At 69.2% G+C, this 25,158-nt stretch carries 28 protein-coding genes and 2 tRNA genes; 20 read left to right on the top strand and 10 right to left on the bottom strand.

All coding sequences use genetic code 11. The features are described from left to right. Both VM306_RS34155 and VM306_RS34150 read right to left on the bottom strand, forming a co-directional pair. The coding region (locus VM306_RS34155; RefSeq protein WP_325522294.1) for a class I SAM-dependent methyltransferase at positions 1-704 on the bottom strand (704 nt) is incomplete at its 3' end. A gap of 157 nt (positions 705-861) precedes the next feature. Next, positions 862-1,089 (bottom strand): VOC family protein, encoded by a 228-nt coding sequence (locus VM306_RS34150; protein ID WP_325522292.1) that lies wholly within the window; start codon positions 1,087-1,089, stop codon positions 862-864. A gap of 385 nt (positions 1,090-1,474) precedes the next feature. On the opposite strand from VM306_RS34150, the gene VM306_RS34145 reads away from it, so the two are divergent. Then, complete coding sequence (locus VM306_RS34145; RefSeq protein ID WP_325522290.1) at positions 1,475-1,696, top strand: hypothetical protein; 222 nt, start codon at positions 1,475-1,477, stop codon at positions 1,694-1,696. A 122-nt stretch (positions 1,697-1,818) separates the two neighbouring features. After that, positions 1,819-2,571: a sulfite exporter TauE/SafE family protein gene (locus tag VM306_RS34140; RefSeq protein ID WP_325522288.1), complete on the top strand. Its 753-nt coding sequence runs from the start codon at positions 1,819-1,821 to the stop codon at positions 2,569-2,571. Positions 2,572-2,574: 3 nt separating this feature from the next. Here VM306_RS34140 and hisC read toward each other — a convergent pair whose 3' ends face one another. Beyond that, positions 2,575-3,642 carry a histidinol-phosphate transaminase gene (gene hisC / locus VM306_RS34135; protein WP_325522286.1) on the bottom strand — a complete coding sequence of 356 codons (1,068 nt, stop codon included), beginning with the start codon at positions 3,640-3,642 and terminating at the stop codon, positions 2,575-2,577. A gap of 74 nt (positions 3,643-3,716) precedes the next feature. On the opposite strand from hisC, the gene VM306_RS34130 reads away from it, so the two are divergent. From VM306_RS34130 to VM306_RS34095, 8 genes are all read left to right on the top strand, one after another. Further along, a complete protein-coding gene (locus tag VM306_RS34130) occupies positions 3,717-4,358 on the top strand; it encodes a dienelactone hydrolase family protein (RefSeq protein ID WP_325522284.1) in 642 nt (213 codons plus the stop codon). Between the two features lie 205 nt (positions 4,359-4,563). Further along, the gene (locus VM306_RS34125) at positions 4,564-5,052 is read left to right on the top strand and encodes a hypothetical protein (protein ID WP_325522282.1); all 489 of its coding nucleotides are present in this window, start codon (positions 4,564-4,566) and stop codon (positions 5,050-5,052) included. Then, entirely contained in the window at positions 5,049-6,317 is a 1,269-nt protein-coding gene (locus VM306_RS34120; RefSeq protein WP_325522280.1) for a PPE domain-containing protein, read from the top strand. The genes VM306_RS34125 and VM306_RS34120 overlap by 4 nt, the downstream gene beginning before the upstream one ends. Then, positions 6,314-7,069 (top strand): ESX secretion-associated protein EspG, encoded by a 756-nt coding sequence (locus tag VM306_RS34115; RefSeq protein ID WP_325522278.1) that lies wholly within the window; start codon positions 6,314-6,316, stop codon positions 7,067-7,069. The genes VM306_RS34120 and VM306_RS34115 overlap by 4 nt, the downstream gene beginning before the upstream one ends. A gap of 75 nt (positions 7,070-7,144) precedes the next feature. Continuing rightward, positions 7,145-9,091, top strand: a complete 1,947-nt coding sequence (locus VM306_RS34110) for an acetoacetate--CoA ligase (protein WP_325522276.1) — start codon at positions 7,145-7,147, stop codon at positions 9,089-9,091. A 155-nt stretch (positions 9,092-9,246) separates the two neighbouring features. Then, positions 9,247-9,336: transfer RNA gene (locus VM306_RS34105), tRNA-Ser, on the top strand. Positions 9,337-9,378: 42 nt separating this feature from the next. Beyond that, positions 9,379-9,451, top strand: a tRNA-Arg gene (locus VM306_RS34100). Positions 9,452-9,628: 177 nt separating this feature from the next. Beyond that, complete coding sequence (locus tag VM306_RS34095) at positions 9,629-9,955, top strand: hypothetical protein (protein ID WP_090097679.1); 327 nt, start codon at positions 9,629-9,631, stop codon at positions 9,953-9,955. Here VM306_RS34095 and VM306_RS34090 read toward each other — a convergent pair. Continuing rightward, positions 9,939-10,760 (bottom strand): serine hydrolase domain-containing protein, encoded by an 822-nt coding sequence (locus VM306_RS34090; protein ID WP_325522272.1) that lies wholly within the window; start codon positions 10,758-10,760, stop codon positions 9,939-9,941. The two genes, VM306_RS34095 and VM306_RS34090, sit on opposite strands and share 17 nt — an antisense overlap. A 23-nt stretch (positions 10,761-10,783) precedes the next feature. On the opposite strand from VM306_RS34090, the gene VM306_RS34085 reads away from it, so the two are divergent. Further along, positions 10,784-11,695 carry a ribonuclease Z gene (locus VM306_RS34085; protein WP_325522270.1) on the top strand — a complete coding sequence of 304 codons (912 nt, stop codon included), beginning with the start codon at positions 10,784-10,786 and terminating at the stop codon, positions 11,693-11,695. Here the strand turns inward: VM306_RS34085 and VM306_RS34080 are convergent. Then, on the bottom strand, positions 11,640-12,485 hold the full coding sequence (locus VM306_RS34080; protein WP_325522296.1) for an NAD-dependent epimerase/dehydratase family protein: 846 nt from the start codon (positions 12,483-12,485) through the stop codon (positions 11,640-11,642). The two genes, VM306_RS34085 and VM306_RS34080, sit on opposite strands and share 56 nt — an antisense overlap. A gap of 117 nt (positions 12,486-12,602) precedes the next feature. On the opposite strand from VM306_RS34080, the gene VM306_RS34075 reads away from it, so the two are divergent. Beyond that, a complete protein-coding gene (locus VM306_RS34075; RefSeq protein ID WP_325522269.1) occupies positions 12,603-12,770 on the top strand; it encodes a hypothetical protein in 168 nt (55 codons plus the stop codon). Between the two features lie 119 nt (positions 12,771-12,889). Here the strand turns inward: VM306_RS34075 and VM306_RS34070 are convergent, their stop codons facing one another. Beyond that, positions 12,890-13,108, bottom strand: coding sequence for a hypothetical protein (locus VM306_RS34070; RefSeq protein ID WP_325522267.1), 219 nt, complete (start codon positions 13,106-13,108; stop codon positions 12,890-12,892). Between VM306_RS34070 and VM306_RS34065 the strand changes: the two genes are divergently transcribed. Next, positions 13,088-14,380, top strand: coding sequence for a hypothetical protein (locus VM306_RS34065; protein ID WP_325522265.1), 1,293 nt, complete (start codon positions 13,088-13,090; stop codon positions 14,378-14,380). The genes VM306_RS34070 and VM306_RS34065 overlap by 21 nt on opposite strands. A 110-nt stretch (positions 14,381-14,490) precedes the next feature. On the opposite strand, the gene VM306_RS34060 is transcribed toward VM306_RS34065, so the two are convergent. Next, positions 14,491-15,267 carry a hypothetical protein gene (locus VM306_RS34060; protein ID WP_325522263.1) on the bottom strand — a complete coding sequence of 259 codons (777 nt, stop codon included), beginning with the start codon at positions 15,265-15,267 and terminating at the stop codon, positions 14,491-14,493. A gap of 62 nt (positions 15,268-15,329) precedes the next feature. Between VM306_RS34060 and VM306_RS34055 the strand changes: the two genes are divergently transcribed. Beyond that, a complete protein-coding gene (locus VM306_RS34055) occupies positions 15,330-16,535 on the top strand; it encodes a DNA cytosine methyltransferase (protein ID WP_325522261.1) in 1,206 nt (401 codons plus the stop codon). Between the two features lie 311 nt (positions 16,536-16,846). Then, positions 16,847-18,058, top strand: coding sequence for a thioester domain-containing protein (locus VM306_RS34050; RefSeq protein WP_325522259.1), 1,212 nt, complete (start codon positions 16,847-16,849; stop codon positions 18,056-18,058). Positions 18,059-18,127: 69 nt separating this feature from the next. Here VM306_RS34050 and VM306_RS34045 read toward each other — a convergent pair whose 3' ends face one another. Further along, complete coding sequence (locus VM306_RS34045) at positions 18,128-19,441, bottom strand: BNR-4 repeat-containing protein (protein WP_325522257.1); 1,314 nt, start codon at positions 19,439-19,441, stop codon at positions 18,128-18,130. 191 nt (positions 19,442-19,632) lie between these two features. On the opposite strand from VM306_RS34045, the gene VM306_RS34040 reads away from it, so the two are divergent. From VM306_RS34040 to VM306_RS34025, 4 genes are all read left to right on the top strand, one after another. After that, complete coding sequence (locus VM306_RS34040; RefSeq protein WP_325522255.1) at positions 19,633-19,803, top strand: antitoxin; 171 nt, start codon at positions 19,633-19,635, stop codon at positions 19,801-19,803. Positions 19,804-19,884: 81 nt separating this feature from the next. Then, on the top strand, positions 19,885-20,445 hold the full coding sequence (locus VM306_RS34035) for a putative glycolipid-binding domain-containing protein (protein WP_325522253.1): 561 nt from the start codon (positions 19,885-19,887) through the stop codon (positions 20,443-20,445). An 82-nt stretch (positions 20,446-20,527) separates the two neighbouring features. Next, the gene (locus VM306_RS34030; protein ID WP_325522251.1) at positions 20,528-21,358 is read left to right on the top strand and encodes a DUF5753 domain-containing protein; all 831 of its coding nucleotides are present in this window, start codon (positions 20,528-20,530) and stop codon (positions 21,356-21,358) included. A gap of 13 nt (positions 21,359-21,371) precedes the next feature. Continuing rightward, positions 21,372-21,530: a DUF397 domain-containing protein gene (locus tag VM306_RS34025; RefSeq protein ID WP_325522249.1), complete on the top strand. Its 159-nt coding sequence runs from the start codon at positions 21,372-21,374 to the stop codon at positions 21,528-21,530. On the opposite strand, the gene VM306_RS34020 is transcribed toward VM306_RS34025, so the two are convergent. Further along, positions 21,527-23,635, bottom strand: coding sequence for a S9 family peptidase (locus VM306_RS34020; protein ID WP_325522247.1), 2,109 nt, complete (start codon positions 23,633-23,635; stop codon positions 21,527-21,529). The two genes, VM306_RS34025 and VM306_RS34020, sit on opposite strands and share 4 nt — an antisense overlap. 25 nt (positions 23,636-23,660) lie before the next feature. Further along, entirely contained in the window at positions 23,661-24,260 is a 600-nt protein-coding gene (locus tag VM306_RS34015; protein WP_325522245.1) for a DUF4097 family beta strand repeat-containing protein, read from the bottom strand. A 188-nt stretch (positions 24,261-24,448) separates the two neighbouring features. Between VM306_RS34015 and VM306_RS34010 the strand changes: the two genes are divergently transcribed. Continuing rightward, the coding region (locus VM306_RS34010) for a GbsR/MarR family transcriptional regulator (RefSeq protein WP_325522243.1) at positions 24,449-25,158 on the top strand (710 nt) is incomplete at its 3' end.

Raw genomic sequence — 25,158 nt, 5'->3', positions numbered from 1 at the left:
CGGCGCGCCACCGCCAGCAACCGATGGCTGCCCACCTCGAACGAGCCCCCGTCGGTGTCGCCGTACAACGCGACCGAACCGAACCCGGCCTCCGAAAGCATCCGAGTCAGCTCACCGGCCGTGTAGACGTGCTGAACGCAGGTGGACCGCTGCACCCGCTCACCGTCCGTGAAGGTGAAGTCGATCACCAACCGCCCGGAGGTCACGTCGTAGGAGTTCACGGCCACCATGTCGACGCCGCCCGCCGACATCCGGATCTCACCCGGCAACGAGGGCAGCAACGACTCGGCCGCGCACCCGTAGTCGAGCACCAGGACGGGCGCGACAGCCGCCATGTCGGCGAGGAACCGCAAGGAGCCGGCATGGGACAGGTAGCCGAAGCTGTTGCCCATGCACAGCGCCAGGTCCGCGTCGAAGCCGAAGGAACCCAGCGACGACACGTCGCCCAGCCGCCAGTCCAGTGACGGGGCCAGCGAACGGGCGTGGGAGATGGCCTCCTCGGAGATGTCGAGGCCGGTGACCGCGTAGCCGCGGCGGGCCAGTTCGATGCTGTGCCTGCCGCTGCCGCACGGCGCGTCCAGCACTCGGGGACCGGTGCCGAGACCGGTCACGAAGTCGATCTCAGCCGACGTCTGCGACGGCTGGACCGCACCGCGCCAGAAACCGTTGGCGAGGTCGGTGAAGAAAGTGGTGTACCAACTCAAGGTGGTTGCTCCTGGTGATCGCACGAAGAAGAACGTGGTTGTCACCGGGCACGGCGAGGGCACCCGGTGTGTCCGGGGCTGCCATGGCATCGACCTTGTCTGTGAGTGCTCCTGAGGTCACCAGGAAAGCACGCCGACGGAGAAACCCGAACTGGTTTTAGCCGGCGGTGCGCGGCGAGGAGAAGCGGGTCATGTTGCCGGACGGGTCGCGGAAGGCGCAGTCGCGGACGCCGTAGTGCTGGTCGACGGGCTCCTGCAGCACTTCGGCGCCGGCCGCGCGGACCTGGTCGAACTTCGCGTCCACGTCGTCCGCCACGAAGATCAGGCCGTGCAGCGATCCCTTGGCCGGCAACGCGTTGACCGCCTCGTAATCGGTCTGCGGCACGGGCGGGCCCACGCGGGCCAGTACGAGTACTGCAAGACCACCACGGACGCCGAGGGCCGCTACTCGTTCAAGGGCCTTCCGTCGGGTGACCACCACGTGGGCTTCAGCCTCGCCGACGGGTGGATCGTGCACCACGACGAGAAGCACACGCAGGTTTGCGTGCAGCCCGGCGCGCCGGTCGACCTGACCGCTCGTGCGGAGCGGCCTTACCACGAGTCGCTCGCCGCGAAGATGGAGCTGGACAAGGACGTCTACCGGGTGGGCGAGGAAGCCAGGGTCACGATCACGCTCGCCAAGGGCGACGTGCGCTTCGACCGGGTCCCGCTGGCGACTACTGGGCTCGGTCGACGGTCCCCGGAAGTTCGAGGGCGAGTACGACAACCACGTGCAGGTCTTCGCCGGAAGCGAGCGGAGCACCGGTCTCTGGGGCGTTCCCGGCCTGGCGCCCGGCCAGGGCGCGGGCAGCACTCCGCCGCCCGCGGGCGGTTCCGGTGACGCGCTCGCCAAGACCGGCGCCAGCGTGCTGGGCCTCGGCCTCGTCGGCGCGCTGCTCGTGGCCTTCGGCCTCGGTGCGAACGTGATCGGCAGGAGGCGTGAGACCGCGTAACCGCAAGAGCACCTGACAGGGCCGCCACTCACGCTGAGTGGCGGCCTGTTGTCATCAGGGACACAGTTCGCTGGTCCGAACGGAGTGTTAGCGTCGCGAACCATCGGGTATCTGGGGGTGACATGACGGTCTGGGAAGCCATCGCGGTGGTCATCGCGGGTGTGTTCGCAGGCGGCATCAACACCGTCGTCGGCAGCGGCACGCTCGTGACGTTCCCCGTGCTGCTCGCCGTCGGGTACCCGCCCGTGGTCGCGAACGTCTCCAACAGCCTGGGGCTGGTGCCCGGCTCGCTTTCGGGCGCGTGGGGCTACCGCGAGGAGCTCAAGGGGCAGGCGCCCCGCATCAAGAAGCTGCTGCCCGCGTCGATCCTCGGTGGCGTGATCGGCGCGATCCTGCTGGTGACGTTGCCGGACAAGGCCTTCACCGCGATCGTGCCGGTGCTGATCGTGATCGCGCTGGTACTGGTGGTCCTCCAGCCGTGGCTCAACCGCAAGCTCTCGCACCGGCGCAACGAGGACAGCGACGGCGGCGTGCTGCTGTGGATCGGTGTCTTCGCGGCGGGCATCTACGGCGGTTACTTCGGGGCCGCGCAGGGCGTGCTGGTCATGGGGATCATGGGCGTGCTCGTCAGCGAGCACCTGCAGCGGATGAACGCGTTGAAGAACGTGCTGACCGCGTTCGTGAACCTCGTCGCGGGCGTCATGTTCATCTTCATCGCCGACGTGGCGTGGCTGGTCGTGCTGCTGCTGGCCGTCGGGTCGGTCGTCGGCGGGCAGATCGGCGCCAAGATCGGCCGCAAACTCCCACCCGCCGTGTTGCGCGGCGTCATCGTGGTGGTGGGAGTCGCGGCGATCGTTCAGCTGCTCACCAGGTAGCTGTCAGACGGTGAAGGCCCGCGCGGCGGCCAGGAAGGTGTCGTTCTCGTCCGGCTCGCCGATCGTCACGCGGGCGCCCTCGCCCACGAACGCGCGCACCACGACCTTGTGGTTCAAGCAGTGCTCGTTGAACTCCGCGGTGCGCTCGCCCAGCGGCAGCCACACGAAGTTCGCCTGGCTCTCCGGCACCTCGTAGCCCATCGCCAGCAGCTCGCCGCGCACGCGGATGCGTTCGGCGACGATCCCGCGGCAGCGGACCATCAGCTCGTCCTCGGCGTCCAGCGACGCCATCGCGGCGACCTGCGCGAGGGCGTTGACCGAGAACGGCACGTAGACCTTGCGCAGCACCTCGGCGACGGCCGGCGGCGCGACCGCGTAGCCGATCCGCAGGCCCGCCAGGCCGTAGGCCTTGGAGAACGTCCGCAGCACCGCCACGTTGTCGCGGCCGGACGCCCACAGCTGCTTCGCCAGCTCGACGCCGTCCGGGATGTGCGCGTCGTCGACGAACTCCTTGTAGGCCTCGTCGAGCACCACGAGCACGTCGGCGGGCACGCGGTCGATGAACGCCTCGATCTCCTCGGTGCGCAGCGCCGTGCCGGTCGGGTTGTTCGGGTTGCAGACGAACACCATGCGCGTGTTCGGCGTGATCGCCGCCAGCATGGCGTCCAGGTCGTGCGTGTGCTCGGAGTTCAGCGGCACGCGGATCTGCTTGGCACCAGCCACGTGCGTGACGATCGGGTACGCCTCGAACGACCGCCAGGCGAACAGCACCTCGTCGTCCTCGGTGCAGGTGGCCTGGACTAGCTGCTGGCACAGGGTCACCGAGCCGCAGCCGATGGCGAGGTGGTCGGCGGGGACGCCGAGCTTGTCGGCGAGCCGTCCGGTCAGCTCCGCGCTCCCCGAGTCGGGGTACCGGTTGATGGCGGTGGCCGCTTCGGCGATCGCCTTGACGACGCTCGGCAGCGGTCCCGCCGACACCTCGTTGCTCGCGAGCTTGATGGCGCCGGGGATGGTCCTGCCGGGCACGTAGGAGGGCAGGGACGCCAGGTCAGCACGGGTTCGCACGGTCATGGTCCCGATCCTCGCATTGCTCCGTCCGATTGGTCACGTTGACTGGAGTTCACCCCGGCGTGCGAGGGTGAGTCATGACCACTACCCGCATCGAGACGCTTTCCCTCACCGACGGCCGTGAGCTGCGGGTGACGATCGCCGAACCCGACTCCGCCGTACGGGGCGGTCTCGTGGTGCTGCACGAGGCTCGCGGCATCACCGCGGGCGTGCGGACGCTCGTCAGCAGCCTGGCCGCGGAGGGATGGCTCGCCATCGCGCCACACCTCTACGACGAGGACCGCGTGCACGGCGACGACATCAGGGACCGGGTCAGCAAGCTCTCCGGCGACCGCCTGCTCGCCGACACCGACGTCGCGTTCGTGTGGCTGGGGCAGCACGGCGTGAGCGCGGACCGCATGGGCGTCGTCGGATTCGACACCGGCGGCACCGTCGCGATGGTCGTAGCCGCGAGTCGCACGATCGGGGCCGCGGTCACGGTGCAGGGGCCGGGAATCCTGGAGCCGCTCTCGGACGGGCTGCCCGCGCTGGTCGACGTCGCCGGCGACCTGTCGTGCCCGTGGCTCGGCATCTACCGCGACGACGACTCGGAAGAAGTGAGCAAGCTTCGTGATGCTGTGATCAGTTCGGAAACCGCGTCAGACGTGATCCGGTTCGACGTCTCGAGTGACGAAGCATGGTCTCGCGCGTTGAACTGGTTCGACGCTCACATGAGGTAGGCGCTCACATGAGGTAAGGGTCTTTCCGGCGGATTGGAACCGAACTGACGTCCGGGTACATCTAAGGAGTGCTTCGGACGGGTGACTGGGTGTGGTGATCGGTAACGCCCAGTACTGCGGTGACGAGTTATGCAGTGCAGGGGGTTGAGGGATGGCTGAAGGCACTGGGACGAGTGGGACGACGACAGGCACGGGGGCGGCACCTGTGGTGACACCCGACCCGACTACGGCGACGACCACGTCGACCACCGTGCCGATCACGGCGGAGCAGCTGGCGGCGGTGAAGCCCGCCCTCCAGCAGCAGATGCTGGACGACAAGGCGGACGCGAGCCACGCCGCGGCCAAGCTCGACCAGGCGGCGGACGACGGGAAGCTGACGCTCGACTTCGAGGCCGCCGACGCGTTGATCAAGGCCGTCGACGCCGCCCGCGACCAGGTCATGGACCTGTGGAAGCGCGCGACCGACCAGCTGGCCACACCGCTGCAGCTCGGGGAGAACCCCGTCGCCAAGGCGATCAGCGCGCGGTTCGCCGACCTCGCCGTCGGTGAGGACTCCGGCGCCGCCAAGGCGTTGCTCGACCTCTTCAAGGTCCTCGACGACATCAGCAACGCCTTGAGCCGCAACCGCGACACCATGCGCGACGTCGAGGAAGAGGCCGAGAAGTCCATGAAGAACGCCGGGGGGTCCTGGTGAGTCACGGATCGAACGACAACAAGGGCAACAAGGGCGGCAACGGGTCGCACCACCACCACGACGACAACAAGTACGACCGCAACGACCTGCACGAGCCGGTCGACTGGATGACGTACACGCACGAGCAGCTCTACAACATGGTGCACACGGGCGTGAACCTCGCCGGTGCCCAGGCCGCCGCCACGAACTGGCAGAAGATCGGCGAGGACATCGCCGGCGTGCGCGCGAACCTGCTCAAGGCCGTCGAGGACTCGACCGTCGGCTGGGACAGCGAGTCGGCGCGCCTGGCCCGTGACGGCCTCACCGAGGTCACCAACTGGGTCGACGACACGGCGAACTACGCCACCAAGGTCTCCGTGGCCATCACGACCGAGACGAACAACGTCGAGGCCGCCCGCGCCGCGATGCCGCCGCCTCCCGCGGCCCCCGAGGCGCCGGTCGCGGCGGACCCGGCGGTGCCCAGGACGGCACTGCGGCCCGCGGACCGGCTGATGACGGTCGACCAGGCGGACGGCATCGGCGGCGTGCAGAACCTCCAGGACGCCCGCCTGACGCGGACGACCGGCGAGTTCGCCGGCTTCGAGGCCATCGGCACCAGCCCCGTCCAGACCCTCGCGGCCAACGACGCCTCGCACCGCCGCGCGGCGGACGTCATGGCGGCGTTCCAGCGCGACTCGGCCGCGGTCGACCAGACCGTGCCGCAGCAGTTCACGCCCCCGGTCAACCCGGTCAACCCGACGCCCACCACCCCCGAGCTCGGCGGCACCCGCACGCCGGGCACCCCGGACACGACCGCGGGCGGCGCGACGGGCGCTCCGGTGGCGACCGGCACGACCACCCAGAACCGCGGCACCACCAGCACGTCCTCGCGTGGCGGTGCCGGCGGTTTCGGCGGCGGACGCGGCGGCGGCGGGTTCGGTGGCGGCATGGGCATGGCCCGTCCGTTCAGCTCCGGCTCCGGCGCCCAGGGCGGCGGTGGCGCGAGTGGCGCCGGCGGTCCCGGTGTCGCCGGTGGCGCGGCGGGCGTCAACGAGGTCACCCGCGGTGGCGCTGGTGCCGCGGCGGCTGCCGCGTCGCAGGCGGGCGGAGGCCAGACGAAGGCGTTCCAGAACCCGCTCGCGATGGGTGGCGCGCCGATGGCCGGTGCCCCCGCGGCCGGTGGCCGTGACGACGCGCGCGAGCACAAGACCGCGAGCTACCTGGAAGAGGACGACAACGTCTTCGGAGTGGACCGCAAGGCGGCCCCGCCGGTGATCGGTCAGTGACCGATCGCCAGTTCACGGTCAGCTCGCAGGAGTTCTTCCTGCTGTGGGAAGCCGTGCACGGCGAGGACCGCACCGTGCCGCTCGGAACGCCCCACTTCGGGGCCACCCGAGCGGCGCGGCAGCGCCTCGTCGAGGAAAGCTCGCAGACCCTGCACGCTCGTCGTCTTGGCACTGTCCACCGCCCCGATCCCGATCTCCGGGCGCTGGTCAGCGGCCTCGGCGAGTTCGACCGGGCGTTGGAGATCGCGTACTTCAAGGGCACCGAGCTGGCCCGCGGCATCGCCTGCGCGGGCTGGGGCGGTGCGTTCGCCGCACGGGTGAACGACCAGGTGCACCTCTACTCGTTCCGCCCGAACGCGCTGGCCTCGGCCACGGTGTCCTCGTTGCCGGGCCTCGCGCCCGGCACCGGTCGCTCCGTGAACGTGCGCTGGGACGACTACGTGCGAGCGGGCAAGGCCGGTGAGCAGGAGGGCAAGCAGGCGTTCCTGGAGGTCCTGCGCGAAGCCGGCGTCCGCGAACCGGAGGCGCACTCGCTGATGCGCGTCGTCACGTCCCGCATCGGCGGCGGCGAGCTGGGCCTGACCGCCCGCAACCGCGACGGCGTGCCGCGCCCGACCGGCCGTTCGGTGTCGTGGCTCGACACGCGCGAGGGCCGCTACCTCCTGCGCAAGCAGGACGGCTGGCTCGTGCTGGCCCCCGCCGACGCCTCGCGGCTGGCGAACGCGGTCGACGAGCTGCTGGCTGCCGGATAGGTCCACACAGGCGGGCTGCCGCAAGTCCGCGAATCACACATGGACGTGCGGTTGCGCCTCAACTAGACATGGGGCATGACCGACACCGACGTCGAACTGCTGTGGCGCCCCGACCCCACGAGGGACAACGGGATGACGGACTTCAGGACGTGGTTGCGCTCTGAACGCGGCCACGACTTCCCCGACTACGAGTCGCTGTGGGAGTGGTCCGTCTCCGACCTCGAGGGGTTCTGGGGCGCCGTGGCCGAGTACTTCGACGTCCGGTTCCACTCCGCTCCCGAACGGGTGCTGGGCTCGGCGGACATGCCGGGCGCCCAGTGGTTCCCCGGCGCGACGCTGAACTACGCCGAGCACGCGTTGCGCCGCGGTGGCGACGACGACCTGGCCGTGATCTTCCATCGCGAAGACGGCGCCGCTTCTTCTTTGACGTTCGGTGTGCTGCGTGCGCGCGTGGCCGCTTTCCGGGCCGCGTTGGCCTCTCTGGGCGTCTCACAGGGCGACCGGGTGGTGGCACTCGTCCCGAACGCCCCCGAGGCCCTGATCGCCTTCCTGGCGGCCGCCTCGCTCGGCGCCACGTGGTCGTCGTGCTCGCCGGACTTCGGCGCCCGCGCGGTCGCCGACCGCTTCACCCAGATCGAGCCCGCGGTGTTCGTCGCCGTCTCCGGCTACGTCTACAACGGACGGTCGTTCGACTGCCGCCCGGTCGTCGAGGAGATCCGCTCGCAGCTGCCGGGCCTGCGCGCCACCGTCCTGGTCGACTACCTGGACAACGGCTCCACGCTGCCGGACACGCTGTCGTTCACGGAGCTGTTGGCGGACAACGAGGGCGCCGCGCTGGAGTTCACGCCGGTGCCGTTCGACCACCCGCTGTGGGTGCTCTACTCGTCCGGCACGACGGGCCTGCCCAAGGGCATCGTCCAGGGCCACGGCGGCATCGTGGTGGAGCACCTGAAGATGCTCGCCCTGCACAGCGACCTCGGCCCCGGCGACCGCTTCTTCTGGTTCACCACCACCGGCTGGATGATGTGGAACTACCTGGTCGGCGGCCTGCTGGTGGGCACGACGATCGTCCTGTACGACGGCAGCCCGGCCTACCCGTCGCTGAACACCCTGTGGCACCTGGCCGAACAGCACCGCGTCACCTACTTCGGCACCTCGGCGCCATACGTCCAGTCGTGCCTCAAGGAAGGCCTCGACCCGTCGGCGACCTACGACCTGACGGGCCTGCGCGTGGTCGGCTCGACCGGCGCACCCCTGACGCCGGAAGGCTTCCGCTGGATCGCCTCCGCCATCGGCGAGGACGTCCAGATCGCCTCCGTCTCCGGCGGCACCGACCTCTGCACGGCCTTCGTGGCCGCCTCCCCTGACCGCCCGGTGTGGCTGGGCGAGCTCTCGTGCCGGGCCCTGGGCGCGTCGGTCCTCGCCTACGACGAAGCAGGAGCCGCACTGGACGACGCGGTGGGCGAGCTGGTGATCACCAAGCCCATGCCGTCGATGCCGGTCTACTTCTGGGGCGACACCGACGGCTCACGGCTGCGCGACGCGTACTTCGACACATATCCGGGAATCTGGCGCCACGGCGACTGGATCCGCATCACCCCGCGAGGCTCGGCGGTGATCTACGGCCGTTCCGACTCGACCCTGAACCGAGGCGGCGTCCGCATGGGCACCTCGGAGTTCTACCGCGTGGTCGAGTCGGTCGACGGCGTGGCCGACTCGCTGGTGATCGACACCTCCGGCGTCACCGAAGGCGAACTGCTCTGCTTCGTGGTCCTCGACGGCGTCACGCTGGACGACGTGGAACCCGTGTTGCGCAAGGAACTGCGTTCATCGCTGTCGCCGCGCCACGTCCCGAACCGGTTCGTCGCCGTGGCCGAGATCCCGCGCACCCTGAACGGCAAGAAGTGCGAGGTCCCGGTCAAGAAGATCCTGGCCGGCGCCGACCCGGAGAAGGCCGTGAGCAGGGGAGCGCTGCGCAATCCCGAGTCCCTCCAACCGTTCCTGGAACTCGCTTCGGAATGATCTAGGTCACTCTCGTCGCGGTGAACAGGCGTTTAACGCCCTTCTCCTGGCCTTCATGTGTGCTCTGACCAGCGCGAACGGGGTTGGGAGGGGGGCGTTTTGCAAGTCGGTTGAGGACCTGTGTAACCTATGCGTCGTGGCCGAGGATGGTCCCGGGAGGCTTCGCCTAGTCTGGTCTATGGCGCCGCACTGCTAATGCGGTTTGGGGTAACCCCCCATCCCGGGTTCAAATCCCGGAGCCTCCGCAAGGCCGAGCCTCTAGGGGATCGGTTACAATTGAATAGCACGCGCTCGTAGCTCAACGGATAGAGCATCTGACTACGGATCAGAAGGTTGCAGGTTCGAATCCTGCCGAGCGCACTGAACGAGCCCCGGTCGGACATAGGTCCGACCGGGGCTTTGTCGTTTCTCACCGTCCACTGTGCACGCCACGTGTGACGCGGGACGGCGGCCGCGCAGGCGAAGAGCACGACGGCCCGGCGCGCCGAAGCGGGCCTGGCCCTTTGCCCGCGGCGGGCGACGGGGCAGAGTGGCCGTGTGGACCAGCGGGAGATCATGCAGCGGGCGCTCGGCGTCCTGACGCTCACCTACGACGGCGCCGGATCGAACGACTACCTGCGCATGGCCCTCAAGTCGTTGCAGGAGGGCGTGTTCAGCTACGAGGTCAAGGTCGACGGCGAGCTGAACGAGGCCGGCGCGCAGGCCCTCAAGCAGGCGATGGACCAGGTGCTGTCGCAGTTCGGGTGGTTCACCGCGGGCCTGCTCTACGCCTTCCACGGCGTCGCGCAGGCGTACGAGAACGACTACGAGGACGCCGACGTGCAGGAGATCCTCCGGCAGCTCGCGCTCAGGCTCGCCGACTGACCAGCTCCGCGCGGACGCCGTCGGAGAACGGCGTCCACGCCTCGACCGCCCACGGGCCGAAGCGCAGGTCCGTCAGCGCCACGCAGGCGGAGGAGATCTCCGGGTCGACCCACAGGAACGTGCCGGACTGGCCGAAGTGGCCGAACGTGCGCGGCGAGTGGGTGAGACCCGTCCAGTGCGGGGACTTCCCGTCGCGGATCTCGAAGCCGAGGCCCCAGTCGTTCGGCTTCTGCATGCCGTAGCCGGGCAGCACGCCGTTCAGGCCGGGGAAGACGACCGACGTGGCCTCGCGGACGAGTTCGGCGGAGACCAGCGACGGTGACAGCAGCTCGGCCGCGAACAGGGCCAGGTCCTCGGCGGACGACTCGGCGCCGGCGCCGGCCGAACCCACGAGAGCCGAGGACTTCATGCCCAGCGGCACGAAAACGGCCTCGTGCAGGTAGGTCGCGAACGGCATCTCGCACGCCGTGCCCACGAACGACGCCAGCACGTCGAACCCGGCGTTGGAGTAGATCCGCCGCTTGCCGGGCTCGGCCTGCACCTCCGCCTTGTCGAACGCGTACCCGGCGGTGTGCGAGACCAGGTGCCGGACGGTGGCACCGGGCGGACCGGCCGGCTGGTCCCACTCGACCGCGCCCTCCTCGACGGCCACCAGGACCGCGTACGACGTCAGCAGCTTCGTCACCGACGCGAGCGGGAACACGCGTTGCTGATCGCCCAACGAGCCGACGACGGCCCCGTCCGACACGACGGCCACCGCCACGTTCTCGACAGGCCACGACGCTGCTGCTTCCACGCTCCGCATGGAACAGACGTTAACGTCAGGGGGTGACAGTCCGGGAACTGATCGTCCTGGGAACGGCCAGCCAGGTTCCCACGCGCCAGCGCAACCACAACGGCTATCTGCTCAGGTGGGACGGCGAAGGCCTGCTCTTCGACCCCGGCGACGGCTCCCAGCGGCAGATGCTGCGGGCGGGCGTGGCTGCGAGCGACATCACCCGGATCTGCGTCACGCACTTCCACGGCGACCACTGCCTGGGCGTCCCCGGCATCGTCCAGCGGCTCAGCCTGGACCGCGTCCCGCACACCGTCCACGCGCACTTCCCGCGGTCGGGCGCCCACTTCTTCGAACGCCTCCGGTACGCCAGCGCCTTCTACGACGCCGCCGACATCAAGGAGGAGCCCGTCGACGAGGACGGCGAGATCGCGCGCGGCAAGTTCGGCAGGATCGAGGCGTACCGGCTCGACCACGGCATCGACAGCTTCGGCTACCGGCTCGTCGAACCGGACGGCCACCGGATGCTCCCCGAGAAGCTCGAGGAGCACGGCATCCAGGGCCCGGCGGTCCGCACCCTCCAGGCGCAGGGCGAGCTCGACGGCGTGAAGCTCGAAGACGTCAGCGAACCCCGCAAGGGCCAGAAGTTCGCGTTCGTCATGGACACCCGGCTCTGCGACAACGTCTACGAGCTCGCGGACAACGCCGACATGCTGGTGATCGAGTCGACCTACCTCGCCCGCGACACCAGGCTCGCCGGCGACCACGGCCACCTCACCGCCCAGCAGGCCGCCCGCGTCGCCCGGGAGACCAACGTCCGCAAGCTCGTCCTCACGCACTTCTCCCAGCGCTACGACGACCCCGCCGAGTTCCACGCCGAGGCGGCGGCGGAGTTCGACGGGGAGATCGTCATCGCGAAGGACCTGGACCGGATCCCGGTGCCGAAGCGAGCCACTGGTCTCTGACGATCTCCTCCAGCGACGAGTGCACGGGCTCCCAGCCCAACGCGCGCAGCCGCGACACGTCGGCCCGCTGGAACCGCACCTCGCCGGGGTGCGCGGGCTTCCACTCGACGGGAACCGGACGCCCGGTCACGTCCGACACAGCGGCCAGAACGTCCTGCACGGACGCAGGGGTCCCTCCGACGTTGTAGACCGACGACGTGCCCACGGAACACGCCTCCAGCGCCACGACGAAGGCGGCGGCGACATCGCGTACGTGCACGAAGTCGCGCACGGCCGTGCCGTCGCCGTAGACCTCCATGCCGGGCACCGTCCCGGCGGCGGACGCGACGGCCCGCGTGATCACCCGAGTGGTGTCCGTGTCACCCCCTCCAGCGACGTTGAAGAGACGGAGCGTGGTCGCCCCGATCTGCCCGGACCGCGCCGCCCACGCCACGAGGTCCTCGGCGGCGGCCTTCGTCGCGGCGTACGGGGACGACGGCTCCCTGACCGACTCCTCGGTCAGCGGCGCGTCCGACGGCCGGTACACCCCGCCGGTCGACGCGAGCAGGAAGCGTTGCCCCTTCAGGGCTTTGAGCAGGTTGAGCGTCCCGCCCACGTTGGTCTCGTAGTAGGAGAGCGGGTCGACGAACGACTCGCGCACGCGGGCCGCGGCGGCGAGGTGGATGACGGCGTCCACGTCCGCCAGTTCGAACGGCTCCGAGAGGCGTTGACGGGACGCAACTGGTTCATGACCGTGAACTCGCAGCTCACGCAGTACGGCCCGGCCGACATAGCCAGTGGCACCGGTCACTAGAACTCGCACGAGATGACCCTAAAGGTCACTGTCGGGTGAGCCGATAACACTCGAGTGAGTTATCCCCATCGCGCTGTGCACACAAGCATCGCCGGGCTCCTGCACGATCACGCCGTGCACGAGTTCAAGCGGCAGGAGTTCCTGCGCAACGTGGCCGAGATCGTGGGAGCCGCACCCGCGCCCGGCCCCACCGAGCTCACCGCGCCGTTACCGTCGATCAACCCCAGGCGCAGCTTCCTCAACCGCGTTGACCAGGTCCTCCGGGACGCTGCCCGCTCCTGACGGGCACCCGGATCCACTGCTGATCCACTTGCCGCGAGGCCCCAGCCGACAGGCCCGTCGCAAGATTCATCCGGCCGTTGCCGGACCGTGCTTCGACACGTACACCGGGTGGCTCTACGCTACGCGTCACCCGGCGATCGCCGGTTCATCTTCTGCTTCTTCTCAAAGCGGGTTCTTCGGCGATGAATCATGTACTCGCAGCGCTCAACGAGCGCCTCGGCAGGTTGTTCGGTGACCGGCTCGTCGTTCTGGCCGGTGGCACGCGTCTGGCAAAGCGCGCGCATGAGCTCCATGCGCTCGGCGCTCGCCATACGCTCGTGCTGGATACCGACGATCATGCGCCGCTGCATGATTCCCAGATCGCCCGCTGGGTGTCGCTGGGCATCAAGGGCAGCCTCGTCGCCGTCGAACAGCGCCGCCTCGGCAAGCTGCTGACCAAGCCGGGCGCCGAGGTCAAGGCGATCCTCGAGGACTTCGACGCGGACGCGGAAGCGGTCGTGATCAGCACGCCGTACAACGAGATCGGCACCTTCCAGGGCCGCCCGGTGCTCAACGCCCGGCAGCACGACTGGGTCGAGCTGGAGAACAAGACCACCATCGACGCGCTCTGGGACGAGCTGTCGGCTCGCCGCGCGCCCGCGATGGTGTTCGACCTCGACTTCGAACGCCTCTGGGGCGCCTCGGAGATCCTGGACCGCGGCGCGGGCGTCGTCTGGTCCGGTGACGGTCCCGCGATCAACGGCGGCGCGAACTTCGTGCGCCGCGTGCGGTCGTACGAGGAGGCCAAGGAAGCCTTCGACGTGCTCGCGCCCAAGTGCGACCAGGTCCGCGTGATGCCGTTCCTGGAAGGCATCCCGGTCAGCGTGCACGGCATCGTGTTCCCCGACGGCACCGCGGTGCTGCGCCCGATCGAGATGGTCGTGCCGCGCCGCCAGGGCCAGGCCAAGTTCCTCTACGCGGGCTGCGCGTCGTTCTACGACCCGCCCGTGTGGATCCGCGACGAGATGCGCAACCTGGCCCGCCGCGTCGGCGAGCACCTGCGCGGCACCGTCGGCTACCGCGGCACGTTCACGCTGGACGGCATCGCGACCGAGGACGGCTTCCTGCCGACCGAGATCAACACCCGCTACGGCGGCGCGATGGTCTGCTTCGAGGACGCCGTCCCGATGCTGCCGCTCGCGCTCGTGCAGGTCGCCCTGGTCGCCGGCTGGGACCTCGGCATCTCGTCGATGGAGTTCGAGGAGCTCGTGCTCCAGGCCGCGGACAACCACCGCGCCGGTGCGGTCGGCGCCAACGTGCGCGCCGTGCAGCCGACCGAGGTGGACGAGCGCCGCGTGATCTTCACGGGCTGGGCCTGCCGCCTCGCGCACGCCGACGAGCCCGCGCACGCCACGCTGCGGCTGAGCCCGTCTCCGATCGGTGGCCGCCTCGACCTCGACCTGCACAGCGAGAACATGCCCGTGGGCGCCCCCGTGGCGGCGCTGACGGTCGCGGCCTTCGCGCTGGCGGACCAGGAGTGGGGCACGGGCCTCGGCGCCCTGGAGCCCGCCATCGCGGTCGAGGACACCGTCCCGGCCGAGGAGAGCTTCGAAGAGGCGGTCACCGCCTAGCCAGTGGTGTGGCCCGGAACGTTGCCGGGCGAATTCGCGGTCAGACTGCCGCGAGGTGTCCTGCTGAGCGCGAATTAACCAGCCGACGTTCCGGGTCGCGCCACTGGGGACTACCAGGCGCCCTCGTCGCCGTACGCGGAGGCGAGGGCGAACCGGTAGCCCATCAGGGCCGCGGTGACCTCACGTGGCTGGTGCGCGGGCCGCATCAGCCCTTCGCCGAGCACCTTCGGCTGGTCGACGACGAGCAGCTCCGGCGACCGCTTCAGCAACGCCACGGCGATCTCGGCGGCCTCGGAGAGCATCTCCTCACCGGCCGGCATCTCCTCGTTGGGCAGCTCGACCATGTCGCTCATGAGCCCGCTGACGAACGACGGCAGGTTCTCCGGCACCGCGCACGCCAGCGCGACGAGGCACGCCGCCCGTTCCGACGCCAGCGCCTCGAAGATCTTCGGCGCACCCTGCGCGACGGCGTGCCGTGTCTGCGTCAGCCAGTCGGGAGCCGTGCGGGGCAGTTCGCGCCCGAGGGCGTTCCACCGGCGGTGCGTGCGCCGTCCTTCCTCGGTGAAGCCCTTGCCCGCCAACGCCATGGCGGCCAGCAGGAAGATCACTCGATCACGCACGTCCCCGGCGACCTTGTAGGACGCTCCCAGCTCCACCAGGTACGGCACGGCGCAGAACGACGCCTCGGACACCGTGTCGTCGGTCAGCAGCCGGTCGGCGAGCGAGGAGAGCGCGTCCAGCCGCACGTCGGCGCTCGGGTCCATCAGGGAGCGCAGCAGGCGCGACACACGACTGGCGACACCGCGGCCGTCGCAGACCTCGACCCAGGAAATCCTGTCGAGTCCGCGCAACGGGTCAGGTCGTTGCCAGGCACGCGGCAGCTCCATAGGGCGGAAAGGTACGGGATGTCACGGAAAGGTCATCGGAGCCTCGCCCGTACGATCTCGCCGTGTCCTTCACGGTGGCCGACATCTTCTCGGGTGCGGGCGGAATGAGCTACGGCTTCCACGCCCACCGCGACTTCCGGGTGGTCGGTGCCGCCGACGCGCAGATCGGCAAGCCGAGCTCGAAGCTGGGTTCGTTGCGCTGCAACGACACCTACCGCGCCAACATCGGCGTCGACCCGCTGGAGGTCGACCTCGCGAGGGTGTCGCCGGCGGCGTTGCGCGAGGTCTGGGGCCTGCGCCGCGGCGAGCTGGACGTGCTGCTCGCGTGCCCGCCGTGCTCGGGCTTCAGCCGCATCACCTCCCTGAACCACCTGCGCGACGACCCGCGGAACTCGCTGGTGGGCCGGATCGCGGTCTACGCGCAGGAGCTGCGCCCGAAGGTCGTGCTCGTCGAGAACGCCCGCGAGCTCGTCAAGGGCAGGCAGCGCCACCACTTCGACAGCCTCGCCGAGGAGCTCACCCGCATCGGGTACTCGGTCTGGGGCGGCACGCACATGCTGTCCAGGTTCGGCCTGCCGCAGCTGCGCGAGCGGACGCTGATGGTGGCCGTGGACGCGGGCCTCCCGCTGCTCACGCTGGACGACCTCTGGGAGGGCAGGGTCATCCGCCCGTCGGCGATCACCGTCCGGCGCGCGATCGGCAAGCTGCCCGCCATCGAGGCCGGCCTCGCCGACCCGGAGGACCCCATTCACGTCTCGCCGACCTTTTCCCAGGGCCGCAGCCTCGAAAGAATGCGCGCGATTCCCGCGAACGGCGGATCGTGGGCTGATCTCCTCCGCTCACCGGAGACGGCGAAGTTGTTGAATCCTGCACAACACAAGATCGTCGAACAGCAGAACTGGGGTTCGCACCCCGATGTCTACGGCCGGATGTGGTGGGACGAACCGGCGCGGACGATCAAGAGGGAATGCGGTCACGTCGGCAACGGGCGCTATGCCCACCCCGTCCAGCACCGGCTCTGCACGGTCCGCGAGATGGCTCTGCTGCAAGGGTTTCCCAAGACGTTCAGGTTCGACGTCTCGATTCTCGGGAACGCCTACCGGCACGTGGGCGACGCCGTTCCGCCGTTGATCGCCTACCAGCTGGCAGGGCTCACCCGGTGGATTCTCACCGGCAGCCGCCCGGAGCCCCGCGAGATGTGCCTGCGCGGCACCTCGCTGCGTCCCGGAGACATTCGTCCGGTCGAACTCACAGAATTGGTCGCCTGACCGTTGAACCGCTCGTGCTCTTCATCCGTAGCGGGACGCGGCAATTGATAACTGTTGGGCAACGAATCTAACGTCACCTGACAAAATCAATCCATCGCGCGCCTATCCACTGTGGACGCCCTGGGTGGCTTTGCGCTGGTCAAACCCAGTGTGTAGCGGGTCTCATACCTCACTCTGACATGTGTTACCCCATCGGTTAATGTCCGGGCGCTTCCTGTCGGTTCAGTGTCGACGTCCGACGTGCCGACCGTCCCGACGGATGACGACTTCCCGCCGCGTTCGGGCTAACTTCAGTCTGCAAGAGGAGACCCATGGCTTCCCGGTTGAGGATCGGTGCCGCGCTGCTCGGCGCCACCGCCGCCCTGTCGTTCTCGGCCCTTCCGGCCCACGCCGAAGTCAAGATCACGCCGGACCGCGGTGGTCAGGAGCAGGGCCACGACGTGTGGCTCAAGGACGGCGACAACGCCCAGAAGCAGGGCACCTCGGTCATCAAGCTCCGCATCGAGGACGACAAGGACCGCACCAACGTCCTCGCCTACTGCGTCGAGCTGCCCACCCCCCTCAAGGACGGCGACGTCCTCAAGGAGGTGGACTGGGACAAGCACCCGAACCCCCAGACCAAGTTCAAGGGTGAGAACCCCGGCAAGGTCCTCTGGATCCTGAACCGGTCCTACCCGAACAAGTCGGTCGAGGACATCCGCAAGACCTTCGGCATCGACAAGCTCGACAAGCAGGACGTCATCGCCGCCACCCAGGCCGCGCTCTGGCACTTCTCCGACGACGCCCGCCTCGACGTCGACAACAAGAAGAACGACGCCGAGGTCGTGGCGCTGTACAAGAAGTTCGTCGCGGACGCCAAGGTCGAGGCAGCGCCGAAGCCGACGCTGGAGGTCGACCCGGCCTCCCAGTCCGGCAAGGCCGGCCAGAAGATCGGCCCCTTCAAGGTCACGACCACGGCCTCCGAGGTCAAGCTGACCGCGAAGCTGCCCGAGGGCGTCGCCGTCGTCGACGCCTCCGGCAACCCGTTCACCATGCCGAAGGACGCCGAGCTGGCGGTCAAGGGCACCGGTGACAAGGTCTCCGAGTTCTTCGTGAACGTGCCGGAAGGCACGAAGGACGGCCAGGCCACCTTCAAGCTCACGGCCGAGGCCGAGATCGCGCTGGGCCGCCTGTTCGTCTCGCACAACGGCCAGGACGACAACGTCGCCCAGTCGCTCGTCGTCGCGCAGCCGCAGAAGGTCAAGGTCCAGAAGGAGGCCAAGGTCGACTGGAAGACCCAGGTCGTCCCGACGCAGCCGTCGTCCACCACGCCGACCACGTCCTCCTCGGCGGCCCCGTCGTCGTCCACCCCGGTGACGGCCCCGTCCTCGTCCACCCCGGCCAACCCGGCTCCGGGTGGCGGTGAGGACGACCTGGCCTCGACCGGTGCCTCGATCCTGTGGCCCCTCGTCGGTGGTCTGGTGCTCGTCGGCGCCGGTGTCGGCGCGCTGTTCGTGGTTCGCCGCAAGAAGGCCGGCGCCTGATCCAGTCAGCGCCGCCCCACAGACGAACGCCCCCAGGTTCCGCGCCGGTCCTGGGGGCGTTTGCCGTTCCTAGCGGCGGCTGATTCCGGCCACCGTGATGTCGCCGTCGGCGATCGCGACGTCCCGTTGCGAGGACGCCCCCGAGAAGATCGCCCGTGCCGGATCGCGGAAGTTCTCCACGACCTCCACGCGCTGCACCGGCTTGGCCGTCGGGATCACGGTCTCCGCGTCCCAGGTGCGGCCGAACCGGACCAGGTAGGTGTTCACGTTCGGCTTGCCGTCCTCGGTGGCGTAGACGCGCCACGTGAACGGGCCGGTCTTCTCCATGTCGCGGACCCTGAGCCCCCGCGCCACCTCCCTGGTCTCCCAGGCACGACCGTTCCAGGTGGACAGGTGGTCGTGCAGCGGCCCGCCCGCTTCGTCACCGGAGAACCACAGCAGGAACGGACGGCCGAGCGTCGTGCCCACCAGCTGGATGTAGTCGGGCGACTTGACGTTGTTCGGCACGGTCAGCGGGGTCTCCGCGACCTTCAGGTACGTCTCCTGGTCCGCGTCGTCGATCTGGGTGCCGAGATCCTCGCCGGACGCCGAGTGGAAGCGCAGCGTCCGCGGGTCGAACGACGCGTAGTAGATGTTGCGGTGGTAGCGGTCGTGCTTGTGGCCCTCGGGACCGCCGCCGGCGAGCGTGTAGACGATCCGCACCCGGCCGTCGTCCTCCAGGCGCAGCTGACCGATGTAGATCTCGTTCATGTTGTCCGCGCGGGACGTCGACCCGATCGCGAACCTGTCCCCGGTCAGTTCCGCCGAGGTCTTCCACGTCCGACCGTTGTCCTTGGACACGACGTAGAGCATCGGGCGCGTGTCGGTGGGGACGGCCGGGTCGAGGTCGCCGGACGTCTCGCGGAAGAAGACGTAGATCGTGCCGTCCCGCGTCACGAACGGCATCGGGTACGTCGCCGCGTTCTTCGAGATCAGCGTCTCCTCCCAGACGCCGTCGGCCGAGTGGGCCTGCGGCGAGCGGGACATGCGCAGCTCGACGTTGTGCATGCCGCGGAACATGAGCAGGTGCCCGTCCCCGGCCTGCACCATCGTCGGGTAGTTGTGCGAGTCCGAGTCGCCGTCCGCGACGCGGTTGGGAGCGGACCACGCGGACTTGCGGTGGTCGTACGTCTGGACGTAGCTGTCCTCGTACTGTCCCGCCCACGAGATGAAGGTCTTGCCGACCTTGGAGTCGTGGACCCCGCCCGCGACGGGACGGCGGTCGCTGCGAGCCGCGACGTTCGTGGCCGTGGTGGTCACCGCGAACCTCGCCTTCCCCTGAGCGTCGGCCGTGGCGTTGGCCGAGGAGACAGCGACGAGCGGCAACAGCAGTACTGCGGACATAACTCCACGCAGGAGCCGTGTCATGTGGCGTGTCCTCCTGGTTCTGGCCGCGAAGGCGGCCGACCAGGCGGCGGCACCCGACATCTTGCGTTTCGCACGGCCGACTTGTCCAGGCACGAACAGCGTGATCGCGGGCTATCACCAGTCGGGGTCCGCTCGGGTACCCTGCGTCAGGAGCGGAGGAGCACCACATGAACTTCGACGAGATCAAGAACAAGGCGCTTGACCTGGCCGAGCAGAACCACGAGAAGGTCGACCAGGGCATCGACGCCGCGGCGGGCTTCGTCGCGGGCAGGTTCGGTCACCAAGAGCAGGTCGACTCGGTCGCCGAGAAGATCAAGGACATCCTTCCAGGTGGATGAGTGAACTCCTTCAACGCCACTGACGCAGGGCGCGTCGCCTCGGCTGACGAAACCCGCCCTCCCTCTGCCCGCCGGCCTGAGATGATCACCTGGCAGGGCATCCACGAGCCACGGCTCGAACAGGTCCGCCTGCTGCTGTCCAACGACCAGCGCCTGCGCGCGTCCGGTCGTCTGGTGGCGGCCGGGCCCGACGAGCAGTTCAACGCCTCCTTCGAGGTGTCCGTGGGCGAGAGCGGCCAGGTCACCCGCCTGCTGCTGCGCACGGCCACCGTCCTCGAGGAGCGCCAGTGCTCCCTGTCGAGGACCGAGGACGGCGCCTGGCTGGTGGACCACGGCCAGGGCAGCAAGCGCGACACGTTCAACGACGCCCTCGACGTCGACGTCCAGTTCGCCGTGCTGTTCAACGCCATCCCGATCCGCCGCCTGGCCCTGCACCGCGAACCCGGCGAGCACGCGCTGCCGGTCGTGCGGGTGTCGCTGCCGGACCTGTCCGTCCGCGCGGTCACCCAGACCTACCGGACGGTGTCGGTGGGCGACGACGTCTCGGTGATCCGGTTCAAGAGCGGCGGCTTCGAGCAGAACATCAAGGTCGACACCAACGGCCTCGTGACCGAGTACCCGTTGATCTCGAAGCGGATTTAGAAGCCCTCCAAGAAGTACTTCCTTCGTGGCGAGTCGTGCCCAAACGATGGAAGTACTTCTGCACGCCTTCTAGCGTCCGACCATGCCGAAACGATTCTCGAGCGTGGTGGGGCGCTCGTTCGGTGATGGCGTCCGCGACGCCATCCGGTCCACCGGTCTGACCCAGCGGCAGATCGCGCGGTTGCTCGACTGGGAGGAGGCCAAGGTCTCCGACCTGGTCAGGGGCAAGGGCGGGGTCACGGAGGTCGAGGTGGCGATGCTGCTCGGCCTGTGCCGGGTGGAACCGGAGGAGGCCCGGCGGCTGCTCGCCCTGTTCAGGGAGACCCGCAAGAACGGCTTCCTGGTCTTTCCCGAGGACGGGATCCCGGACCAGGTGCGGTCGCTGGTCGAACAGGAGCGCCTCGCCAACGAGATCACCATGTGGTCGATGAACCTGATCCCCGGACCTCTGCAGATACCTGGTTACATCCGCGCACTCATCGAGCGGTCGGTACGCGCGAAGACCGTGAACGTCGAGGAGATCATCGCCGCGAAGACGGCGCGCCAAGGGATCTTCCACTACAGCAGGCAGTTCGTCTTTTACCTGCACGAGGTGGCGTTGCGCCTCCCCGTGGGAGGTGAGGCGGTGATGCGGGACCAGCTGCTCCACCTGCTGGCGATGGGGAACCGCCTCTACATCACCGTGAGAGTCGTGCCCACCGCCCTCGGTGCACATGCCGGGCTCTCCGGTTCGTTCCGTCTCCTCAGATATGAGAAGTACGAGCCTGTCGTCTTCACGGAAACCGAGAACTCCAGCCTGTTCGTGGAGGACAAGGCGACTATCGACACCTACGTCGACGTGCTCAAGCTGCTCGACCGCCAGGCATTGGATGCGGAACAATCGAGGGAGCTGATCACCAGCATCCTGGCTTGAGGAGGCCCTCGGCATGTCGATGTGGCGCAAGAGCAGCTACAGCCCGGTGGACAACTGCGTCGAGGTCGGGCGCGGCGTCGGCATCCGGGACAGCAAGGCGCCGGCCACGCACCTGCCCGTGTCGGGCAAGGCGTGGTCGGCGTTCCTCACCGAGGTCAAGGCGTCCCGCTAGACCATCTCTCCCAGCACCTCGGGGTCGATGGCGATCGGCTCCGGGCGGTAGGCCGGCGGCTCCACGCCCATCAGCGAGCGCACCAGGAAGTCCCAGCAGCGCGTCCGCACGTAGGCGATGCGGTCGATGTACAGGTGCTCGGCCCCCGGCACGATCAGCAGCTCGAAGTCCTTGCCGGCGTCGATCAACGCGTCGGCCAGTCGCAGCGTGTGGATGGCGTGGGCCGTGTCGTCGAGTTCGCCGTGCACCAGCAACAGCTTGCCCGCCAACCGGTCCGCGATCTCGACGTTGGACGCGCGTTCCCAGGCGGCGGGGTTGTCCGCGCCGTCGCACGACTCCGCCCAGCCCAGGCCGATGTACCGGGCGTCGTGCGAACCCGAGAGCGCGACGCCCGCGTGGAACGTCTCCGGGAAGGCCAGCACTGCCCGTGCCGCCGCGAACCCGCCGCCGGAGTGGCCCATGACGCCCACTCGGCCCAGGTCCATCCACGGGCGTGACTCCGCCAGCTGCTTCAAGGCCGCCACGTGGTCTTCGAGGCTGCCGGCGTCGGCCAGGTTGCCGTAGGAGGTGTCCAGGAAGGCCTTGGAGCGGCCCGGGGTGCCGCGGCCGTCGAGGGCGACCACCACGAAACCGAGTGCTGCCAACGGTTCCGCGTCCAGGCCCATGCCGCCGGGGTCGAAGCACGGGTCGACCCTCGTGACCTGCGGGCCGGGGTAGACGCTGTCGACCACGGCGTACCGCTGGGCGGGGTCGAACCCGCGCGGCCTGTGGAGCACGCCGTAGATGTCGGTGACTCCGTCGGCCGCCTTGACGCGGAAGCGTTCCGGCGCGGTCCAGCCGGTCGCCTCCAGACGGGTGATGTCGGCTCGTTCCAACTCGACCAGCTCCTGGCCGGACCAGTCGCGGACGACGGTGACCGGAGCTGTGTCCACAGTGGACACGGAGTCGACGAAGTACTTCCCGTCCGGGGACACCGTGACGACGTGGTCCAGCGAGTCGTCCGTGACGACCGCGAAACCGGTGCCGTCCAACGACACCCGGCACACCGTGCGGCGGTACGGGTCCTCGGAGACGAGGCCGGACGCCGTGAAGTACACGATGCCGTCGGCGACGTGCAGGATCTCGCGGACCAGCCACTGGCCCGTGGTGACCTGGCCCAGCAACGCGCCGGTGTGCAGGTCGTACCGGTAGAGGTGGCCCCAGCCGTCGCGCTGCGAGAACCACAGCACCTCGTCGGGCAGCACCCGGACGAGGGGCGTGCCGTACAGGAACTGGTTGGGGCCGACGCGGGTCGGGCCGGTCTCGCTCACGACGACCCGGACCTCGCCGGTCGAGGCGTCCACGCGGTTCAGGGTCAGGGTGTGCTGGTCGCGGGTGCGGCGGAGGAAGTAGACGGCCGAGCTGTCCGGCGCCCACCACGCCCAGCCCGCCATGAGCGGCGAGAACTCGGGCATGAGCAGCGGTTCGCACCGGGCGTGGACCGTCGTGCCCTCCGCGACGTTGAAGATCACCAGCTCTGCCAACGGCATGTGCTCGTCGCCGGGGTAGGCGTAGCGCTGCACTCGCGACGAAGGCGCGCCGCCGTCCGCCGGTCGTGACTCCGTCAGGTGGACCTGGCGGACTTCGCGCTCGTCGGTGCGGTGGGCGAGCAGCTTGGCCGAGTCGGGCGACCAGGCCAGCGCCGGGGGCATGTGCGGGAGGCCGAACTTGCGCATCAGCGTGCTGTAGCTCATGGCGTCCGGGCCGTAGCCGTACCCGTAGGCGTCCGAACCGTCGGTGGTCAGTGCCCACTCGCGTTCGTCCGAGCGGGCCCACAGGTCGTTGCCGCGGCGGGAGACGGCGACCTTGCCGTCGGGGGAGGGCACCTCCAGCGGGTTGCCCGGCGCCGCGACGAACGGCATCGGGTCGAAGTCCGGCGTGCGGGTGCCCGCGGCCGGGTCGACCACGACGAACCGCCGGTCGTCGCCGTCCCGGACCTGATACCAGAAGCGGGCACCACCGTCGATCCACTGTGGACGGACCTTGTCCCCGGCGACCAGCTCGCCGGGGCGGGCGGAGCGGCGGAGGAGCTTCTCGGCGGCCTGGTAGTTCTCGGTGGTGCTCATGGTCTTCTCCCCAGAGGTGAAGTGGTCAGAGGCCGCGGGCGGTGATGTCGCCGTAGGCGGTGGTGGCGCGGATGGTGACGGCGGTGGCGCCGTCGTTCCTGAGGGAGTTGTGGACGCGGCCGTGGGTCGTGCCGGCGTCCAGGGAGGCGGACAGCGCGGTGGCGACGGTGATGTCGCCCTTCTGTGTGCTGATCTCCGCGGAACCGGTGAGGCTGCCGACCGCGACGTCGCCGGCCTGGGTGGTCACGCGGACGTGCGCGGCCTCGTCGATCTTGATGTCGCTCTGCGCGGCCTCGAAGGCGATGTCGCCGAGCCGGCCGACGCCGCGGAGCTCGGCGCTCGCGACCTTCGCCTCGACGGCGGACCCGGCGGGCAGCTGCACGGTGATCTCGACGGACCCGGACGGGCCGAGCACCTTGCTCCCGGCGGCGGCGCTGATCCGCAGGACGCCGTCGGCGAACTCGACGCTCGTCTTCTCGGCGGCCTTCACGTCGCGGCTCTTCGAGGCGTCGAGGGGCAGGACCTCCACGGCGGTGTCGGCGCGGTCGGCGGCGATGAACCGGACGCGCCCGGCGGGGACGTCGAGGACGGCGGCGATGGGGGCGGGGGTGGTGAAGGTCTGCATCTCTGGCTCCTGCGGCTCGTTGTTTCTGATGAGCGAAAAGCTACGTTGCGTTTCCGGATTTGAGCAACGAGCTTGTTGCTTTGAGATCGAGTAACAGCAGCTAGTAGCAGCTAAATCATTGCAACAAGCTGTAGATCTAACGCAACGTTTGTTGCAATGAAGTGAAGGTGAAAGCTATGCTTCCTGGCATGCCAGGAGGTCGACTCACCCAGCAGGAACGCCGCCAGATCGCCATCGGCCTGGCCGACGGCCTCGCCTACGCAGAGATCGCGCGCGGCCTGAACCGCCCCACCTCGACCATCACGCGCGAGGTGATGCGCAACGGCGGTCCCGCCGGGTACAAGGCGGACCTCGCGCACCTCGCCACCGAGCGCAGGGCCCAACGGCGCAAGCCTGCGTCAGCCAAGAGCCGGCAGACGCCCGGCCGCGTCGACGGACGCGACCCGGAGGCGGTGCGCGAGTTCGAGGAGGCGTTCTCCGGCATCTTCATGGCGCAGGGCCTGCCCAGGATGACGGCCAGGGCGCTCGCCAGCCTCTACGCCACCGACTCGGGCAGCCTCACCGCGTCGGAGCTGGTCAGCCACTTGCAGGTCAGCCCGGCGTCGGTGTCCAAGGCGATGTCGTACCTGGAGGGCCAGGGCCTGATCGGCCGCGTGCGCGACGAACGGCGCCGTGAGCGCTACGTCGTCGACGAGGGCGACATCTGGTACCAGTCGATGATCGCCAGCGCCGCCGGCACGGCGAAGCTCGCCGACGCGGCACGGCAGGGCGTCAGCAGCCTGGGGCCCGGCACCCCGGCCGCCACGCGCCTGGAGAACATCTCGCGGTTCCTCGACTTCGTGTCCGAGAGCATCGTCCGGGCCGCCGAACAGGCCAGGGACATCCTGCACCCGAAGCC

This window comes from Lentzea sp., assembly GCF_035525475.1.
Lineage (GTDB): Bacteria > Actinomycetota > Actinomycetes > Mycobacteriales > Pseudonocardiaceae > Lentzea.
This window is presented reverse-complemented; position numbering and strand designations above follow the sequence as displayed.

Bases quoted from the DNA above. Each gene is read 5' to 3' on its own strand.
- VM306_RS34070 (WP_325522267.1), bottom strand. From the start codon at position 13,108: ATGATCGTCGGTATCCAGCACGAGCGTATGGCGAGCGCCGAGCGCATG.
- VM306_RS34030 (WP_325522251.1), top strand. From the start codon at position 20,528: ATGCCGAAACGATTCTCGAGCGTGGTGGGGCGCTCGTTCGGTGATGGC.
- VM306_RS34020 (WP_325522247.1), bottom strand. From the start codon at position 23,635: ATGAGCACCACCGAGAACTACCAGGCCGCCGAGAAGCTCCTCCGCCGC.
- VM306_RS34060 (WP_325522263.1), bottom strand. From the start codon at position 15,267: ATGGAGCTGCCGCGTGCCTGGCAACGACCTGACCCGTTGCGCGGACTC.
- VM306_RS34090 (WP_325522272.1), bottom strand. From the start codon at position 10,760: ATGCGGAGCGTGGAAGCAGCAGCGTCGTGGCCTGTCGAGAACGTGGCG.
- VM306_RS34040 (WP_325522255.1), top strand. From the start codon at position 19,633: ATGAACTTCGACGAGATCAAGAACAAGGCGCTTGACCTGGCCGAGCAG.
- VM306_RS34140 (WP_325522288.1), top strand. From the start codon at position 1,819: ATGACGGTCTGGGAAGCCATCGCGGTGGTCATCGCGGGTGTGTTCGCA.
- VM306_RS34050 (WP_325522259.1), top strand. From the start codon at position 16,847: ATGGCTTCCCGGTTGAGGATCGGTGCCGCGCTGCTCGGCGCCACCGCC.
- hisC (WP_325522286.1), bottom strand. From the start codon at position 3,642: ATGACCGTGCGAACCCGTGCTGACCTGGCGTCCCTGCCCTCCTACGTG.
- VM306_RS34045 (WP_325522257.1), bottom strand. From the start codon at position 19,441: ATGTCCGCAGTACTGCTGTTGCCGCTCGTCGCTGTCTCCTCGGCCAAC.
- VM306_RS34130 (WP_325522284.1), top strand. From the start codon at position 3,717: ATGACCACTACCCGCATCGAGACGCTTTCCCTCACCGACGGCCGTGAG.
- VM306_RS34025 (WP_325522249.1), top strand. From the start codon at position 21,372: ATGTCGATGTGGCGCAAGAGCAGCTACAGCCCGGTGGACAACTGCGTC.
- VM306_RS34110 (WP_325522276.1), top strand. From the start codon at position 7,145: ATGACCGACACCGACGTCGAACTGCTGTGGCGCCCCGACCCCACGAGG.
- VM306_RS34035 (WP_325522253.1), top strand. From the start codon at position 19,885: ATGATCACCTGGCAGGGCATCCACGAGCCACGGCTCGAACAGGTCCGC.
- VM306_RS34015 (WP_325522245.1), bottom strand. From the start codon at position 24,260: ATGCAGACCTTCACCACCCCCGCCCCCATCGCCGCCGTCCTCGACGTC.